Origin of the sequence: Epilithonimonas lactis, from assembly GCF_900110605.1 — a bacterium.
GTDB lineage: Bacteria > Bacteroidota > Bacteroidia > Flavobacteriales > Weeksellaceae > Epilithonimonas > Epilithonimonas lactis.
On the sequence record NZ_FOFI01000001.1, the window covers coordinates 343,572 to 361,134 of the forward strand.

Consider the following 17,563-nt stretch of genomic DNA (forward strand, 5'->3'; position numbering starts at 1 on the left):
TCAGACTTCCTTCCTCCATCTTCCAACTTCCTGCTTTATTATAACTCAAATTTTTCCATTCTTCTGTAAAGCGCGGCACGCGACAATCCTAAATCTTCCGCCGCCAAAGAAATATTTCCTCTGTGTTTTTTCAAAGCTTTTTTGATGAGAATTTCTTCCATTTCCTCAATGTTGAGATTGATGATTGGTTTGTCAGATTCTTCATCCTGAGGCATCAATAATTTTAAATTTTTCTCATTGGAAAGAATCACGCTTCTCTCAATGCAATGGTCGAGTTCACGGATATTTCCCGGCCAGGAATACGTTGTGAGTTCATTAGTCAAAGATTCATTTAAAGCTAAATCAGATTTATGATATTTCTGTTTGTACTTCTCCAAAAAATAGTTAGCCAAAGTTGGAATATCTTCCAATCGCTCTCGTAAACTCGGAATTTGCAATTCAACGGTGTTGATTCTGTAATACAAATCTTTTCTGAAACGATTTTCTGAAACGGCTTTTTTTAAATTTTCATTCGTCGCAAAAATAAATCTCACGTCCAACGCTCGTTCCTTGTTTTCTCCAATTCTCGTCAATTTTCGATTTTGAATTAAACTCAACAATTTGGTTTGAAGATGAAGCGGAAGATTTCCAATCTCATCCAAAAATACTGTTCCGTTCTGCGCATTTTCAATTTTCCCGGAATAATCCTGATTCGCATCGGTGAAAGCTCCTTTTTTATAACCAAATAATTCCGCTTCAAACAAATTTTCAGACAGACTTCCCAAATCGATGTGAACGAAAGGCTGGTTTTTTCTTTCTGATAATTCGTGAATGTGCTCTGCCAAAACATATTTTCCGGTTCCGTTTTCTCCTAAAAGTAAAACGTTGGCGTCAGTCGGCGCAACTTTCGTGATTTGTTCCATCACTTCCTGCATTGCAAAAGACGCCGTTTCCAACTGATATTGATTGGTTTTCACACTCACATTTTCCCACTGATTCAGTTTTTTATTTTTTCGGGAAATATCAACTGCGAGATTTACGGAAGCATATAATTTTTCATTATTCCAAGGCTTCAGAATAAAATCCGATGCGCCGTTCTTCAAAGCTTCAACCGCCAATTCCACCTCGCCGTAAGCGGTCATCAGAATAATTGGAAGCTGAGGTTCCAGCGTTTTGATTTCATTCATCCAATACAATCCATCCTGCCCGTTTTCAAACCCTTTCCGGAAATTCATATCAAGTAACACCGTGTCAACTTGCTGTTCGGCTAAAAACTTCAAAATATTCTTCGGCTGACTGAGACAACTCACTTCCGTGAAAAATTTTTTGAGCCAGACTCTCGCCGAAAATAAAATATCCTCGTCGTCATCTACTATTAAAATATGAGCTTCTTTTTTTCGCATTTTCGTGTTATAAGATTAAAGCAATTTCTTGCGTTCGAAACGTTCTTTTGCTTCGATAAGAGCAGAATGTAATTTCCTTTCTAATTCCTTTTTAGAAGGCAATTCTGTCCAATATTCTGCTACCATAATTCCGTCTTTGTGCATTTCCAAAAGCTCCACTTGCTCCTTACTGCTTTCGGCACAAAGTATAAGTCCGATTGGGGTTTCTTCGCCTTGCTGACGTTCATTTTTATTCAGCCATTTTAGATATAATTCCATTTGACCTTTGTGTTTTGCCTGGAATTTTCCTAATTTCAGTTCGATGGCAACCAATCTTTTAAGTGAACGATGATAAAATAACAGGTCAAGGTAAAAATCTTCGCCGTCGATAATCATTCTTTTCTGGCGTTCCACAAAAGCAAAACCTTTTCCTAATTCTAGAATAAATTTTTCTAATTCGTGAAGAATAGCAGTTTCAATATCTTTTTCTAGATAACCATTTTGCAGTGCAAGGAAATCCAAAAGATATGGGTCTTTGAAAGTATTAATAGGAAAATTTTCGTTTTTATTGACTTGAATATTTGCAATTTCAGTTCTTTCGAAGGCTTTGTTGCCAATTTGTCTTCGGAGTTCTCTTACGCCAAGTGTTTCATTGATTGCTAATTGGGCGTAAAATTCTTTTGCTCCTTCAGATTTTAAAGGAATTAATACTAAAAAATGAGACCAAGTCAATTGTCGTGACAGTGTAACGACAATTTGCATTTCGGAAAACAATTCTGCAAATTGCATCATTCTTCTCACATTTTTTTCGGTAAAATTCCGACCGTACAGATGTTCCAATTGTGACGATACCGTCGACACAATCTGTTTTCCATATTCTGCACGTTGGTTCTGAAGAATGTCATCATTGACACGCTTACCAACCTGCCAAAACAAAATAGTCAATGTACTATTGGTCTGCATCGCAACCTGATGGTGGCTTTGCTCTATTAATTTAGATAAATCGCTAAATAGTTTTTCGCTGGGAAATCCTATTTGATTATCATTGGAATCTGTATTTTTTGATTTTTTTGTCATAGTTTTTATTTTCATCAATTAAGATGTTCGTTTTCGCACAAAAAGTGTCCGATAATGAACAGTCTTAAAGTTAAATAAAATATATTAAGTCACATTTTCAGAGTGTTACAAACTTATAAATCTCTGGCATCTGCATTGTGTAATAGTCTGTAGATAAATAAGTTATCTCAAAATATGGATACGAAAATAGTAAAAAAGAAATCTAAACTAAAATTAATATCGATTATCATTCTTTCTAGTTTGTCGATTTCAGTTTTTGGCTGGTATTTTTTGAATCAGAAAAAAACTTATAATGTAAAGCTGGAGGATATTCAAACGGATGAAGTGACAAATGGGAAATTTGAAGATATGCTGATGGTGACGGCGCAAACGCAATCTCTCAATTCTTCTTTAGTAAATGTTCTGGAAGGTGGCGCAGTGAAAGAAATTTTTGCGGAAGACGGACAAATGGTGACTAAAGGACAGCCTATCGCAAGAGTTTACAATCCTAATACAGAATTCAATTATTTGAATCAGGAAACGGGAATTATGCAACAAATCAGTCAGATGAGAAGTTCGCTTTTGGAACTGAAAAATCAGGAATTCAACCAGGATAAGGAGTTGCTTCAGTCCCAGAATGATTACAATACTGCTTTGCAGTCTTTCAACCTTCAGAAAAGATTGTACGATGCGGAAATCGGAAAGAAAACCGATTATGATATCGCTTTACAAAATCTAAATTATCAGAAACAAAGAAAAGTGATTGTGGAAAAAGGCGCTTCCAGTGAAAAGGCTTCCAGAAATTCTCAGTTTTCCGCCATTAATAGTTCCATTAATCAAATGGAAAAAAGTCTGAATATTCTTCGTTCCAACAAAAATAATTTCCTGATAATGTCGCCGGTTTCCGGAAGATTGTCATCATTTAATATTTCATTAGGACAAAATCTGACGAGTGGAGAAAGCATTGGAAAAGTCGATTTGATGGGCGGTTACAAACTGATTGCCAAAGTGGATGAGTATTATATCAATAAATTAATCAACGGCATCAAAGGAAGTCTGGAAAGCAATGCGAAACAGTTTGATGTGATTATTACCAAGATTCTTCCCGAAGTGAAAGACGGACAATTTTCTGTGGAACTTAATTTTGTAGATGTAAAACCTGAAAATCTGAAAATCGGGATGACCTTCGGCGTGAAACTGAAACTCTCTGCTGATACGCAAAGTATGATGATTCCAAAAGGAAATTTCTACAAAGACACAAACGGAAAATGGATTTTCGTAGTAAAAGGAAACAAAGCTGAAAAGCGAAGCATCAGTCTGGGAAGAGAAAATCAAATGTATTACGAAGTGGTTTCCGGATTGAAACAGGGTGAAACGGTCATTACATCAGATTACACTGAACTGAAGAAATATGAGATTTTAGATATTCAAAAATAACTAATTATGAAAAATATATTCTTAATACTATTATGTTCATTTTCCGCAATGGCGTATTCACAGAAGCCGACAGAGCTGGAATGGACCATTTCTTTCAAAAAGAATCACGTTATTTTTGAATGTTCCAAAGGTTGTAATTATAGCTATTTGAGTTTTGACGCTCACCGAAAAGTCGTCCTTAATGAAAATGCAATGGCGAATCTTGAGAAAAATCCCGACGAGGAAAATTCCAATTTTTTGGTTCAATATTCCAAACGAGGAAATCAAATCAATCTCGAAGGAATCAAAGGCGTGGATTGGAAAAACATCACTTTGACCAGAGATTTAAAATCAAAATATTACATCAATCAAACAGGAGAAATCAGAAAAACAACACTTTAAAAATTAATAAAAATGATAAATATTCAAAACCTTTCAAAAGTCTATAAAACAGAAGATGTTCAAACCAACGCTTTGAACAATGTAAGCCTGCACATCAAAGAAGGCGAATTTGTAGCGATAATGGGACCTTCAGGTTGTGGAAAATCTACTTTTCTTAATATTCTTGGACTTCTGGACAGCGCTTCCTCCGGTTCTTATCAATTCGAATCAACAGAAACCATCGGAACTTCTGAGAAGAAAAAATCGGACATCCGAAAGAAGAATATCGGTTTCATATTTCAGAATTTTAATTTGATTGATGAACTCACGGTTTATGAAAATATCGAATTGCCATTGATCTACAACGGCGTTTCTTCCTCAGAAAGAAAAAAACGTGTGGAAGAAATTATGGAGAAAATCAACATTGCACACAGAGCAAAACATTATCCACAGCAACTTTCCGGCGGTCAACAGCAGAGAGCGGCCGTTGCAAGAGCGTTGGTGACAAGACCAAAATTAATCCTTGCCGATGAGCCAACCGGAAACCTCGACAGCTCCAACGGAAACGAGGTGATGAACCTTTTGGCTGAACTCCATAGAGAAGGCTCTACGATTGCAATGGTGACTCACTCGTCTTACGATGCAGGTTATGCTTCAAGAATTGTAAATATGAAAGACGGTGAAATCTTCAGCGAAGAACATTCTTCTCAAAGAAGAGACGTCTTCGAAAAAGCGGACGCAAAAAACTTCGAATAATTGTTAAATAAAGGTAGCCGGACGATGGAAGCTGGGTGTTTTACGCTACAGAATTCTTCCATCTTCCCGCATCCGACTTCCAGCATTATCATTTATCACTTATAACTATCAATTATGCTAAACAATTGGCTTAAAATTGCCCTCATCAATTATAAAAAGAACTGGCTCTCCACGATTATTAATCTTTTTGGATTGACGATAGGACTGACTGGATTTATGCTCATCCTGATGCATTGGAATGACGAAGAATCTTTCGAAAGATGGAATCCGGGAAAAGATAATATCTATTATTTCCAGACTTATCACAAACCAGAAAATTCCTACGGAAACAACATTTCTATTCCGATGGCAAAACGAGCGAAGGAATTAATTCCTGGCGTTCAAGATTATGTTTTGTTCAATGGTTCCGGAATTGGTCTAAAGATGACGACGAAAGTGAAAACAGTTTTCCAAAAAGAAGGAATGACTGCAACAGAAAGTTTTTTCAAATTGTTTCCGTTCAAATTGGTTTCCGGAAGTTATAAAGATGCTTTGAAGGGCGAAAGCGCAATTGCTCTTTCTACAGAAGCAGCAAAAAATCTGTTTGGTAAAACCAATGTTGCTGGCGAAAGTGTAAAATTCGATAACAAAAATTATGTCGTAACCGCAGTTTACGAGTTGCCGAAAGAAAACAGCCAGATCAAGCCCGAGTTCGTCATCCATCCTTCTATGGAACAGTTTAAGGGTGATGAAAAAAATTGGGGCAACTTCAATTATGGGTCGTTTTTTATGCTGAAACCCGGAACAGACCCGAAGGTTGTGCAGCAAAAATTTGTGAAAGATGTTTTTGAATATCGCGCAAGTCTGGATAAAGATTCTGCAGGAATGACCATTCAGCAATATCTTGACCTTTACGGTCCCACGGACAGCATTCTTACACCATTGGTTGAAATAAAACTCCATGCAAAGGCGTCTTGGTTTGGTCCGGTAGACTTCAAGACTTTGATGATTTTGTTTACACTTTCTGTTTTGATTGTGATTTTGTCAGCTATTAATTTCATCAATCTAAAAACAGCACAAGCCTCTCAAAGAGCAAAGGAAATCGGCGTGCGAAAAGCCATCGGAAGTACAAAAACCAATCTCGTTTTTCAATTTCTAATGGAGACATTTCTAATTTGTATGGCTTCTTATTTATTAGCTTTAGCTTTAACAGAACTGCTTTTGCCGAGTTTCAACAAGTTCTATGACAAAGAAATGGTGATGAATGACTGGCATATCTATTTCTACTCATTTGCGATGGTTCTTATGGTAACATTGATCTCGGGATTGATTCCTGCAACTTACCTTTCCAACTTCAAAGCGATAGAAACTCTGAAAGGGAATTTTGCCAGAAGCAAACACGGCGTTTGGCTGAGAAACGGGATTTTGACTTTACAATTGATTATCTCTTCATTCTTTATCATCGGTGGATTAATTGTAAATCAGCAGGTGAACTATATGATGAATAAAGACCTTGGTTACAGCGGAAAACAGATTATGATGATCAACTTCAGCGAAAGCGATCCGAAACCTTGGCTGAAATATGAACGTTTAAAAACTGAAATGAAAAAAATCAAAGGTGTAGTTGATATTTCTTACGGAGAAGCAGTTCCCGGAAATGGAAGGAGCAGTTCGTCAAATATGGATTATAAGGACAAAAGTATCCAAGGTCAGCACGGTTCCATGGATTATAATTATCTGAAATTCATTAATGTAAAACTGAAAACAGGCCGTTGGCTGAATCCGAATCTTTCATCAGACACCATCAATAATGTGATGGTTAATGAAGCTTTTGTAAGAAAATTCGGTTGGAAAGATGAAGACGCTTTGAAGAATGAGATCAGACCTGGATTTGACAACAAAAATTATAAAATTGTAGGCGTTGTAAAGGATTTCAACATCCGAAGTTTGAGAACAAAAGTAGAGCCGATCATTTTTTTCCACTATAGAGAAACCGAATGGAAGAAATTCAATGTTTATAATATTCAGTTGAAAATTAATCCTAATGACATCGACGGAACTGTAAAAAGACTGAAGGCCTATTGGCAGAATAATGTAGAACGAGGTTATCCTTTTGACTATTATTTTCTAGACCAACAGTTTGCAAAAACCTTTGAGAAATACCAAAAACAACAAACGCTTTTTACCATCCTGAACGCAATGGTTTTAATGGTAGCCTTACTCGGATTGTTTGCTTTATCATCACTGATGATAGAACAAAAACTGAAAGACGTCGCCATCAGAAAAACGCTTGGCGCTTCAGACGGAACTTTGATTGTCGGATTGACAAAACAATTCCTCTGGATTACTTTAATTGCGGTTATCATAAGTATTCCAATCAGTTATTATTTGATGAATGAATGGCTGAAAGATTTCGCTTACCGCATTGATATGCCGGTTTTCCCGTTCGTCTTGAGTTTGATTTCATTATTGATTTTGACATTCGCAGTAGTAAGCGTTAAAGCATATCAAGCCACAAAAGTGAACCTTGTGAAATATCTGAAATACGAGTAAAGATGGAGGTTGGAAGCTGGAAGCTGGAAGTTTTTTAGCATTGTAATCAGACTTCCATCTTCCCGCACCCAACTTCCAATCCAAAATCATTTAATTATCATCCATCAATTATGATTAAGAACTGGCTCAAAATAGCATTCATCAATTACAGAAAAAACTGGCTTTCCACCATTATCAATATTTTGGGATTGAGTGTTGGTCTGTGTGTCTTCCTGTTGATATATATCCATTGGCAGGATGAAAAGTCTTATGAACAATGGGTTCCCAACAATGAAAATATTTATTTAGTCGAGAATCATATTTCCAGTTTTGGAAATATGTCACAATCAAGCTATCCGGAATTGTATGTTTCAAAAGAGAAATTTCCAGAGATTGAGGATTACACGATTGCTAATATTTGGGGTTGGTATAAAACGAGATTGGTTGCGGGCGAAAATTCCAGCTATTCCACAACTGGACAAGTTTCCAGTCAGTTTTTCAAATTTTTCCCATTCGAGACAGTTGTAGGCAATATCAATAATGCATTAACAGATAAGTCAAAAATCGCATTATCGGAAAACACAGCGAGGCAATTATTTGGCGACGATTACAAAAACAGTATTGGAAAAACAGTCAAGAAAGACCAAAATGGCAATCTTTACACAGTTTCTTTCATATATAGATTTCCTGATGAGAATTCAGTTTTTAAAGCAGATTATCTAACCTTGGAAAATCAACCAAAAGATGATACGCAGTGGATGAGCTATAGTTTCTTAGGTCTTTTTAAAGTAAAAGCGGGCACGGACATTCAAAAGCTGGAAGAGAAGTTATCCAAACAACAGCAATACCACGAAGAGATTCTTTCTAAAAAATGGGGCGCAGAGGTGGATAAAAAAAATCCTACCAAAGTATTTTTGACGCCAATTACCAAAATGAAATTAGACGCAAAAGGCGATGGAATCTCAAAAGGTGATAAGAAATCTTTGAAGATATTATTAGGATTATCCATTCTTATTTTGATTTTGTCAGGAATCAATTTGATTAATCTAAAAACCGCACAATCTGCTCAGCGTGCGAAAGAAGTTGGTGTTCGCAAAACAATGGGAAGCTCTAAGGGCAGTTTGGTGATTCAGTTTCTGATAGAAACTTTCATTATTTGTCTGGTTGCTTACTTTATCGCTTTTGCTTTGGTCGAATTGCTTTTACCATCGTACAACAAATACTTGGACAAAGAAATTAAACTGAGCGACCCGAATATTTTCGTCGGTTCAGCAGTTTTATTGATTCTATTTGCATTGTTTGCAGGGATTTTACCGGCGACTTATTTATCAAATTTCAAACCTATCAATACATTAAAAGGTAATTTTTCCCGAAGCAAACACGGTGTTTGGTTACGAAATTCAATCCTGACCTTGCAATTGATAATCTCTTCATTTTTCATCATTTGTTCGTTGATAATTCATTCTCAAGTTGACTTTATGATGAAGAAAGATTTGGGTTTCAAAGGGAATCAGGTCATTCAAATCGATTTCAAAAAGACCAATTATAATGAGAAAGATTATGATGTCAAAAAGTATGAATTGCTGAAAAATGAAGTCAGAAAAATCGCTGGTGTTGTGGAAACCACAGGTTCTGTACAATCTTTGGGAATGGGGCTTCGGAATGCATCTATTGCAAAATCCGCAAGCGACACTACAAAAATTGTCAACAATGTAGCAGTCGGCGGCATCGAAGAAAATTACTTCCGATTCTATGATATGAAGATGGTCGCAGGTAATGACCTCAATTGGAAAAAAACGTCGGACACCATCAGCGGAACTGTTGTGAATGAGACATTTGTTAGAAATATGGGCTGGAACAATCAGCAGGCCATCGGGAAAGAAATCCTGCCTGGATGGGAAGAAAAGAAGAAATACAAGATTCTAGGCGTGGTGAAAGATTTCTATTTCGGTGGAGTAGATAAGCCCATTGATGCTGCCGCTTTTTATAATTACGATAGAAATTGGGCGAAAAACAGTATGACCAATCTCCAAATCAGGCTGGACGGAAACGACATCAACGGAACCATTGAACGTATCAAAGAATTTTGGCTTACAAAAGCTGAGCCTGGTTATCCATTTGATTATCAATTCATAGACAAGCAATTCGCAAAAACCTTTGAGAAATTCCAAAAACAGCAGACGCTTTTCACAACTTTGAATATCGTGGTTTTGGTGGTCGCATTATTAGGATTATTCGCCTTATCATCATTATTAATAGAACAAAAGCTAAAAGACGTCGCCATCAAAAAAATCTTGGGCGCAGATGAGAGAACCATCATTTGGGATTTGACCAAAAGATTTTTAATAATCTGTATCATCGCAGTTGTATTCAGCATTCCCGTCAGTTATTATGCAATGAACGAATGGCTGAAGGATTTCGCTTACCGCATCGATATGCCGGTTTGGCCTTACGCTCTGAGTATGATTTCTTTATTGATTTTAACCTTCATTGTCGTGAGTTTTAAAGCTTACCGCGCCACAAAAATCAGTTTGGTTAAATATCTGAAATACGAATGAGAATCCGAAGGATTCCAATATAAGTAGCCGTAGGTGAAACCTATGGAGACAAACAACAATAAAATTCCCATCCATTGGAGGGGTGGCAAAAATTAAAAATTTTTGACGGGGTGGTTTATACAGCCAATAAATAAAAAACAATGAAAAAACTATTCTTCATATTATTAATCAACCTTTTCCCGGCACAAACCTGGACTTTGAAACAATGTCTGGATTACGCCTCTGCCAATCATCCTTTGGTGAAGCAATCGTCGGTCAACATTCAAAAAAATGACCGATTGGTTTCCGCGTCCAAAGGAATGCTGTTGCCGTCTGCAGATGCCGGAATCAACCACAATTACAACTTCGGAAACGGCATCAATCCGCAGAATAATCAGCGTGAAAGCATCAATACGCAAAACGACAATTTCTACGCACAAGCCAATTGGGAACTGATGAACTGGCGAAATTACCTCAATATTTCATTGTCCAAAATCAATCGCGAAACCTCAACTTTCCGAATGAAGCAAGCGCAAAATGAGGTGAAACTGAATGTCATCCAAATGTTCTTCAATTACCAAAACAACAAAAGTTGGCTGGATGTTCTGGAAACCCAAATCTCCGGAATCGAAGACCAAATCAAGCGCACCGAGAAAGAAGTGGAAATAGGAAACCGACCAAAAAGTGACGTTTACGACATCAAGGCTAACCTCGGAACATTGCAGGAACAATGGGTTTCCGCAAAAAATTCCAGAGATTTGTCCAAGATTAATTTGCTGAATGCTTTGGCCATCACGACCGATTCTCTGGATTTCAAAATGGAAGACGATGCGTTGGCGCATTCTAATTTCAACGACGCGGATTTTGTGAAAAATCTCCTCGAAAAAAATCCGGCTTATCAAACGATTTTGATGGAAATCAAAGCCAATCAAAAAAACATTGCCATCGCAAAATCTGCCTATTTGCCGACGCTGAACGGCTCTTACACTTGGTCGAGTTTCTACAGCAAGACTTTGGGCGAATCGGCGGATGCATTTTCTGACCAATTCAAAAGGAACAAAAATCAACAATTAGGTTTCGGACTCAATATTCCGATTTTCAATAAATTACAAGTAAAAAATAATATCGAGATTGCGAAACTGAACGTCATCAATTCCAATTATGACAAAGAAATTGTGATTAATAATCTTACGCAAACCATCAATTCCATCAAGGCACAATTCCAGAATTCCGAAGAAAAATACACGTTGCTCCAAGCCAATTTCGAAAACCAAAAACTCTCTTTCCAAAAATCCGAAGAGAAATACAAAGAAGGCTTAATGGACGCTTACACCTTCTTCGTCGTCCGAAACAACTGGCTACAAGCAAATTACAATCTCATCAACAGCAAAAACGAAGTCATCCAACAAACCGAACTTTTGAAAGTTTTCGAATCCGGATTTTAAAATTAAAAAATAATTGTTACCTAAACGAAGTCAGTCTGAGCCGAGTCGAAGACTTTAACCCCCAATTCAAAACATTCATTATATTATTTTCTCGAATCCCTCTGATGGCTCACACATCGGAGGGATTTTTCATTTGATTAAATTTAGGCGCCTTTTTCCGCCTTCCATTCCCGCTATTTTTAGCCTACCCTAAAACCAGCCACAAAAAATGAGCTCCATTCAAGTCGGGGCGCGCTTCGCAAGAATTGAGGATTTGTCTATCAATTCAATTTTATCTTCCAATTCAAATCTGCAAAATCTGCTAGAAAAACAAAATCGTTGATGAGCGAAGCGTCCTTGCGAATCTTAAAATATTTTCAATTATTTCAAAAAAACCTTTGCGCACTTTGCGTTTGAAGAAAATAAATTCACATTCAACCTTTTATAAGCGAAGCGCCTTCGTGAACCTAAAATATTTTCAGTAGATTCAAAAAATCTTTGTGAACTTTGTGTTCAAAATCCCTCGTTTTTTCAATTTAAAAATCGCATTTTTGCAAGCCTTATTTCAAGCCAAGTCAGATGAAACTTTGTATAGCCGAAAAACCCAGCGTTGCCCGTGATATTGCCAAAGTTTTGGGAGCCAACAATCCCAAAAGCGGTTACATGGAGGGAAACGGCTATTGCGTCACCTGGACTTTCGGACATCTTTGCACGCTGAAAGAACCGCAGGATTACGCACCACATTTTAAATCTTGGGATTTGATTTTCTTGCCCATCATTCCCAAACAATTCGGAATCAAATTGATAGATAACAATGGCGTTGAGAAACAGTTCAACACCATCGCAAAATTGGTGGAGGAATGTGATGAGGTCATCAATTGTGGTGATGCCGGGCAAGAGGGAGAACTCATTCAACGTTGGGTGTTGCAAAAGGCCAAATGCGACAAACCGATGAAACGTTTGTGGATTTCGTCCTTGACCGAAGATTCCATCAAAGAAGGTTTTGAAAACTTAAAACCTGCGGAAGATTACAAAAATTTATATCAAGCAGGAAACGCAAGAGCAATTGGCGATTGGCTTCTCGGAATCAATGCGACGAGATTATTCACAAAAAAATTTGGAGGAAACAAAGCGGTTTTGTCAATCGGACGCGTTCAAACACCGACTTTGGCAATGCTCGTTCAGCGTCAGAAGGAAATCGATGCATTTTCTCAGGAGGAATATTGGGAACTCAAAACAAAATACAGAGATGTGCTTTTCAGTGCATCAATTGACAGACTTAAAACTTTAGAAAAAGCTGAAAAAGGTTTAGAATATCTCAAGAAAAATCAATTCGAAATTGTCTCTTTTGAAATTAAGGAAGGAAAAGAGAAGAACCCAAGATTATTCGATTTGACGGGTCTTCAGGTGGAAGCGAATAAGAAATTTGGGTTCTCTGCGGAACATACGCTTAATTATATTCAAAGTCTTTACGAGAAAAAACACACGACTTATCCAAGAGTTGATACGACTTACTTGTCAGAAAATCTCTATCCAAAAATCGGTGGAATTCTGAGAAGTATGACCATTTATTCAGACTTGATTTCGCCATTACTTTCTCAACCAATCCCGAAAACAAAAGCGGTTTTCGATGATACGAAAGTGACAGACCACCACGCGATTATTCCGACAGAAATTCCGCCTTCATCAAATTTGAGTCGTGAGGAAAAATTAATTTATGACCTCGTCGCAAAACGATTCATCGCTGTTTTCTATCCCGAATGTAAAATTTCAAATACTTTGGTGGAAGGACAAGTCGGGACAATTCCGTTCAAAGCTTCGGGAAAACAAATCCTGGAACCAGGCTGGCGAGCGGTTTATGCGAAAGATAAAAAAGAAGAAAAGGACGAAAAAGATAAAGACGAGGAACAAACCATTCCGGAATTCGTAGCCGGTGAAAAGGGCGACCACGCGCCATTGATTCATCAGGGAAAAACTTCGCCACCAAAACCTTACACGGAGGCAACTTTGCTGAGAGCAATGGAAACCGCCGGGAAACAGGTTGAAGATGAGGAACTCCGCGAAATGCTGAAAAATAACGGCATCGGAAGACCGTCAACCCGAGCCAACATTATCGAAACTTTGTTCCGAAGAAAATACATCGAGCGCAAAAAGAAGAATATTTTTGCAACTTCAATCGGAATAGAATTGATTGACACCATCGAAGATGAAGTTCTGAAAAGTCCAGAACTCACAGGAGAATGGGAATCCAAACTTCGAAGAATCGAAAAAGGCGAGTACGAGGCTAACCAATTCAAAGACGAATTAATAGAAATGGTAACGGAACTGACACGAAAAGTCATCAGTTCAAAAGGAAAAGTAATTAATTTTGAGGAAGAAAAACCAGCTCCGCCAAAAGAAAAAGTACCAAGAGTAAAAACCGAAATCGTCTGGACAGAAACCCAATGTCCAAAGTGCAAAGCCAACAATTTGATGAAAGGAAAAACCGCCATCGGCTGTTCGGATTTCAAAGCTTGTGGTTTCAAAGTCTCATTTGAAATATTAGGAAAAAAATTGTCAGAAAAACAACTTCAGGATTTGATTCTTAAAAGCAAAACTTCAAAACTCAAAGGTTTCACACAAGGTCAAGAAGAAGGCGTTTTGCTAATGAACGAAGATTTTTCCATCGGCTTAAAATAGAATATAAAACCCACAACGCATCGATTACTGAAAACCTTTTTTGCAGATAATTCCTCATTATTTGCTCAAATTTCTTTAATTTGCAATGCTAAAAATAATTTCAACAATGATTATTCAACCAAGAACAAGAGGATTTATTTGCTTGACGGCGCATCCGGATGGAGCACTTCAAAGCGTAAAAAATCAAATAGAATATGTAAAGTCCAAAGGCGCTATCAAAAATGGGCCAAAAAAAGTTTTGGTAATCGGTGCTTCTACAGGTTTCGGACTTTCTTCCAGAATCACGGCGGCTTTCGGTTCCGATGCGGCAACAGTTGGTGTTTTCTTCGAGAAACCAGCTTCTGAAGGTAAGATGGGAACTGCTGGCTGGTACAATTCGGCAGCTTTCGAAAAAGAAGCGCACGAAGCTGGACTTTACGCCAAAAGTATCAACGGTGATGCATTCTCAGACGACATCAAAAAACAAACGATTGAATTAATCAAAAAAGACCTTGGTCAGGTTGACTTGGTGGTTTACAGTTTGGCTTCTCCGAGAAGAACGCATCCAAAAACGGGCGTTGCACATTCATCTGTTCTTAAACCAATCGGGAATTCTTACACCAACAAAACGGTGGATTTCCACACAGGCGTAGTCTCTGATGTGACGATTGCTCCGGTTGAAAACGAAGAAGATATTCCAAACACTGTTGCCGTAATGGGTGGCGAAGACTGGAAATTCTGGATGGAAGATTTGAAAGAGGCTGGCGTTTTAGCTGACGGTGTTCAAACGGTTGCCTATTCTTACATCGGCCCAGAATTGACTTTCCCAATCTACAGAAACGGAACCATCGGTCAAGCGAAAAACGACCTTGAAGCGACTGTGACTGTTCTAAATGATTTATTGAAAGACCTTAATGGAAAATCGTATGTTTCTGTAAACAAGGCTTTGGTAACTCAGTCCAGTTCTGCGATTCCTGTAGTTCCATTGTATATTTCTTTACTTTACAAAGTGATGAAAGCGAAAGGAACACACGAGGGAACAATCGAGCAAATTCAAAGACTTTTTGCTGATAGATTATATACGGAAAATGGCGAAGTTCCTTTGGACGAAGCTGGTAGAATCCGAGTTGATGACTGGGAAATGGCGGAAGATGTACAGGCAGAAGTTGACAAATTGTGGAAGGAAACAACAACTGAAAACCTTTCTGAAATCAGTGATATCGCAGGTTACAGAAAAGAATTCTTCAACCTTTTCGGTTTCGAAGTGGATGGAATTGATTATGAGAAAGATGCTAATGAGAACGTACAAGTTCCAAGTATTGAGGCTTAAATTTAGACTGAGAGATAATAGACTGAGAGATGAGAGACTATGAATAAGTCAATCATTTTAATTATAAACATAAACGGCTACTTTTTCAGTAGCCGTTTTTTATTGTTGGGATTTTGATTCTTTCAGTTTGGTGTCGTAATCGTGCAGAATATTGTGTTCTGGTGTTTGCTCTATGGCGTGCATTATTTTGTCCAGAATCTCGTTGGCCGATTCATTATCATAATCAATATCCAAAGCAGGTTTGAACTCCAATGTTGGTTTTACGCCGGTCACTTTTATCTTCAGACCTTTCTTGTCAAATGCGCGTCGGAAACCGTTGATTTTGATGGGAATTACCGTTGGTCTTTGATTCTTTATCAATTTTGCGGTTCCTTTTCTCCCTTGTGCAAAAGCGGAAGTTGTTCCTTGCGGAAATGTCACGACCCAGCCGTTGTCCAGCGCGGTCATAATATTTTCGATTTCGCTCATATCTACCATTCGATTGACATTTTTTCCCTCTGCGCGCCAAGTTCTCTTCACTGTCACAGCACCGGCAATTTTGAAAATTCTTGCCAATACACCTTTATTCATCGTTTCTTCCGCAGCGACGTAATAGAAATCGACTTTGGGATTCAGAAGATAGACAGGATTTTTGATGGTGTTGTGAAATCCATTGTTGACGGCACAGAAAGTATGATACATCGCGGCGACATCGGCAAAGTAGGTTTGGTGGTTGGAAACGAAAAGCACATTGCTGTCCGGAAGGTCCGTGAGGTTTTCCGTTCCCGTGATTTTCAGTTTGTTGAAACCGTTGAATCTCCGATAGGAAACCAATCCCAGAATAAAAATAATAAACCTCTTCAAAACATAGATGTTTCCAAAAGAATCGGTAAAAATATTTTTTTTTGCCATTTATGTTTAATTAGATTTTAAGCTAAAAATCAATGTGATGTGTTAAAAGTGATAACCAATTTCCGTTCCTAAGCCGTAGGAATTACTGCAAAACTAAACATTTTTTAATAAGTTGCTGAATTCGCTGAGTATCATAGAGGTAGCGCCCCAGATGATATAGCCATTAAAATCGATGACTGGAACTTCTGCGCCGTTGGTAGATGGCAAAACCATATTTTTTGGCTGGTCGGGAAGACTTAATAAAGATGAAATCGGAAATTCTATCAATTCTACCGCTTCACTTTCTTGAAGGAAGAATTCCGGATTTTTTTTGGTGTAAGAAACAAAGGAATGAACATAGAAATTACTTGGCGGAATGTAAATCGGCGACATTTCTCGGATGATTCTTACGTAATGTTCATCAATTCCTAATTCTTCGGAAGTTTCACGTTTTGCTGTGTGAGCAAAATCCAAATCTTCTTTTTCATTTTTTCCGCCAGGCAAAGAGATTTGTCCGCTGTGACGGTCTTTTTCGTTGACGCTTCTGACAATCAATGGAAAATGCCATTCGTTATTTTTAAGATAAAGAAGAATGTTGACAGCTGCAAACTTTGGATTTTTGGTCAGAATATCTTCATAACTGTAAACAGGGCGATAAGGCGGAGAATAAATTTTGTGCGCATTTTCGCCCAATAATTCCGCTTGTTTGATGTCTCTGAGTAAATCTTTTCCAAAGGTCTGCATATCTCAAAGATAAGAAAAATAAAAGATTTTTTTTATCGTAAAGACACAAATTTATGATTTATAAACTTCAAAAACAGTGGCAAATATTTTCGTTACAACTTTTAATACTTTATGAATAAATTTAAAATTTTATTTGCAGATTGTAGTTTTAGTAAGTTTTAAATATTGTCTTTTAATTGTTCCTCTATGGTCAGTCATCACTTGACCAGAAGCTTTTGAAAAATTTCTATAACTTTTTAGTACTTTTAGTTTTTTGATAGTATCTCCATAACCTAAAATTTTGAGACTATCAATTAGTTTTTTATACTGAGCTCTACTTACTGGTAAATTTTTTAATTTATTTCCAACAATTTTGTAACGAACATCTCCATTATAACGCTGTTTAATAGAATCATATTTTATAAGTAGAGTATCTCCATTTACGTACCATTTTCCAATTGATTTGTCATTCATTAAATCGCCTTGGAAATTCATTTCTGCGATGCCAGTACACTGCAGTGTTAAGGAATTTACAAACAT

13 protein-coding genes are annotated in these 17,563 nt (G+C 37.4%); 8 read left to right on the top strand and 5 right to left on the bottom strand.

Features of this window, described 5'->3' with window-relative positions:
- Nucleotides 1–38: 38 nt before the first annotated feature.
- Both BMW39_RS01640 and BMW39_RS01645 read right to left on the bottom strand, forming a co-directional pair.
- Nucleotides 39–1,382, bottom strand: a complete 1,344-nt coding sequence (locus tag BMW39_RS01640) for a sigma-54-dependent transcriptional regulator (RefSeq protein WP_034976708.1) — start codon at nt 1,380–1,382, stop codon at nt 39–41.
- Nucleotides 1,383–1,397: 15 nt separating this feature from the next.
- A complete protein-coding gene (locus BMW39_RS01645; RefSeq protein WP_051880020.1) occupies nt 1,398–2,438 on the bottom strand; it encodes a PDDEXK nuclease domain-containing protein in 1,041 nt (346 codons plus the stop codon).
- Nucleotides 2,439–2,612: 174 nt separating this feature from the next.
- On the opposite strand from BMW39_RS01645, the gene BMW39_RS01650 reads away from it, so the two are divergent.
- The 8 genes from BMW39_RS01650 to fabV all read left to right on the top strand — a co-directional run bounded on the left by BMW39_RS01650 (nt 2,613) and on the right by fabV (nt 15,430).
- Nucleotides 2,613–3,854 carry an efflux RND transporter periplasmic adaptor subunit gene (locus BMW39_RS01650; RefSeq protein WP_034976710.1) on the top strand — a complete coding sequence of 414 codons (1,242 nt, stop codon included), beginning with the start codon at nt 2,613–2,615 and terminating at the stop codon, nt 3,852–3,854.
- Between the two features lie 6 nt (nt 3,855–3,860).
- Nucleotides 3,861–4,235: a hypothetical protein gene (locus tag BMW39_RS01655; RefSeq protein ID WP_131474333.1), complete on the top strand. Its 375-nt coding sequence runs from the start codon at nt 3,861–3,863 to the stop codon at nt 4,233–4,235.
- A 12-nt stretch (nt 4,236–4,247) separates the two neighbouring features.
- Nucleotides 4,248–4,970, top strand: a complete 723-nt coding sequence (locus BMW39_RS01660) for an ABC transporter ATP-binding protein (RefSeq protein ID WP_034976714.1) — start codon at nt 4,248–4,250, stop codon at nt 4,968–4,970.
- Nucleotides 4,971–5,084: 114 nt separating this feature from the next.
- On the top strand, nt 5,085–7,502 hold the full coding sequence (locus BMW39_RS01665; protein WP_034976716.1) for an ABC transporter permease: 2,418 nt from the start codon (nt 5,085–5,087) through the stop codon (nt 7,500–7,502).
- Between the two features lie 110 nt (nt 7,503–7,612).
- Entirely contained in the window at nt 7,613–10,039 is a 2,427-nt protein-coding gene (locus BMW39_RS01670; RefSeq protein ID WP_034976718.1) for an ABC transporter permease, read from the top strand.
- Nucleotides 10,040–10,179: 140 nt separating this feature from the next.
- Nucleotides 10,180–11,463 (top strand): TolC family protein, encoded by a 1,284-nt coding sequence (locus BMW39_RS01675; protein ID WP_034976720.1) that lies wholly within the window; start codon nt 10,180–10,182, stop codon nt 11,461–11,463.
- Between the two features lie 558 nt (nt 11,464–12,021).
- Nucleotides 12,022–14,121: a type IA DNA topoisomerase gene (locus tag BMW39_RS01680; protein WP_034976722.1), complete on the top strand. Its 2,100-nt coding sequence runs from the start codon at nt 12,022–12,024 to the stop codon at nt 14,119–14,121.
- Between the two features lie 106 nt (nt 14,122–14,227).
- A complete protein-coding gene (gene fabV / locus BMW39_RS01685) occupies nt 14,228–15,430 on the top strand; it encodes an enoyl-ACP reductase FabV (RefSeq protein WP_034976724.1) in 1,203 nt (400 codons plus the stop codon).
- Between the two features lie 99 nt (nt 15,431–15,529).
- Here the strand turns inward: fabV and BMW39_RS01690 are convergent, their stop codons facing one another.
- The 3 genes from BMW39_RS01690 to BMW39_RS01700 form a co-directional block, all read right to left on the bottom strand.
- A complete protein-coding gene (locus tag BMW39_RS01690) occupies nt 15,530–16,321 on the bottom strand; it encodes a lysophospholipid acyltransferase family protein (RefSeq protein ID WP_034976726.1) in 792 nt (263 codons plus the stop codon).
- A gap of 93 nt (nt 16,322–16,414) precedes the next feature.
- Nucleotides 16,415–17,044 carry an NUDIX hydrolase gene (locus tag BMW39_RS01695; protein ID WP_034976728.1) on the bottom strand — a complete coding sequence of 210 codons (630 nt, stop codon included), beginning with the start codon at nt 17,042–17,044 and terminating at the stop codon, nt 16,415–16,417.
- Between the two features lie 129 nt (nt 17,045–17,173).
- Complete coding sequence (locus BMW39_RS01700) at nt 17,174–17,518, bottom strand: hypothetical protein (RefSeq protein ID WP_131474334.1); 345 nt, start codon at nt 17,516–17,518, stop codon at nt 17,174–17,176.
- Between the last annotated feature and the right edge of the window lie 45 nt (nt 17,519–17,563).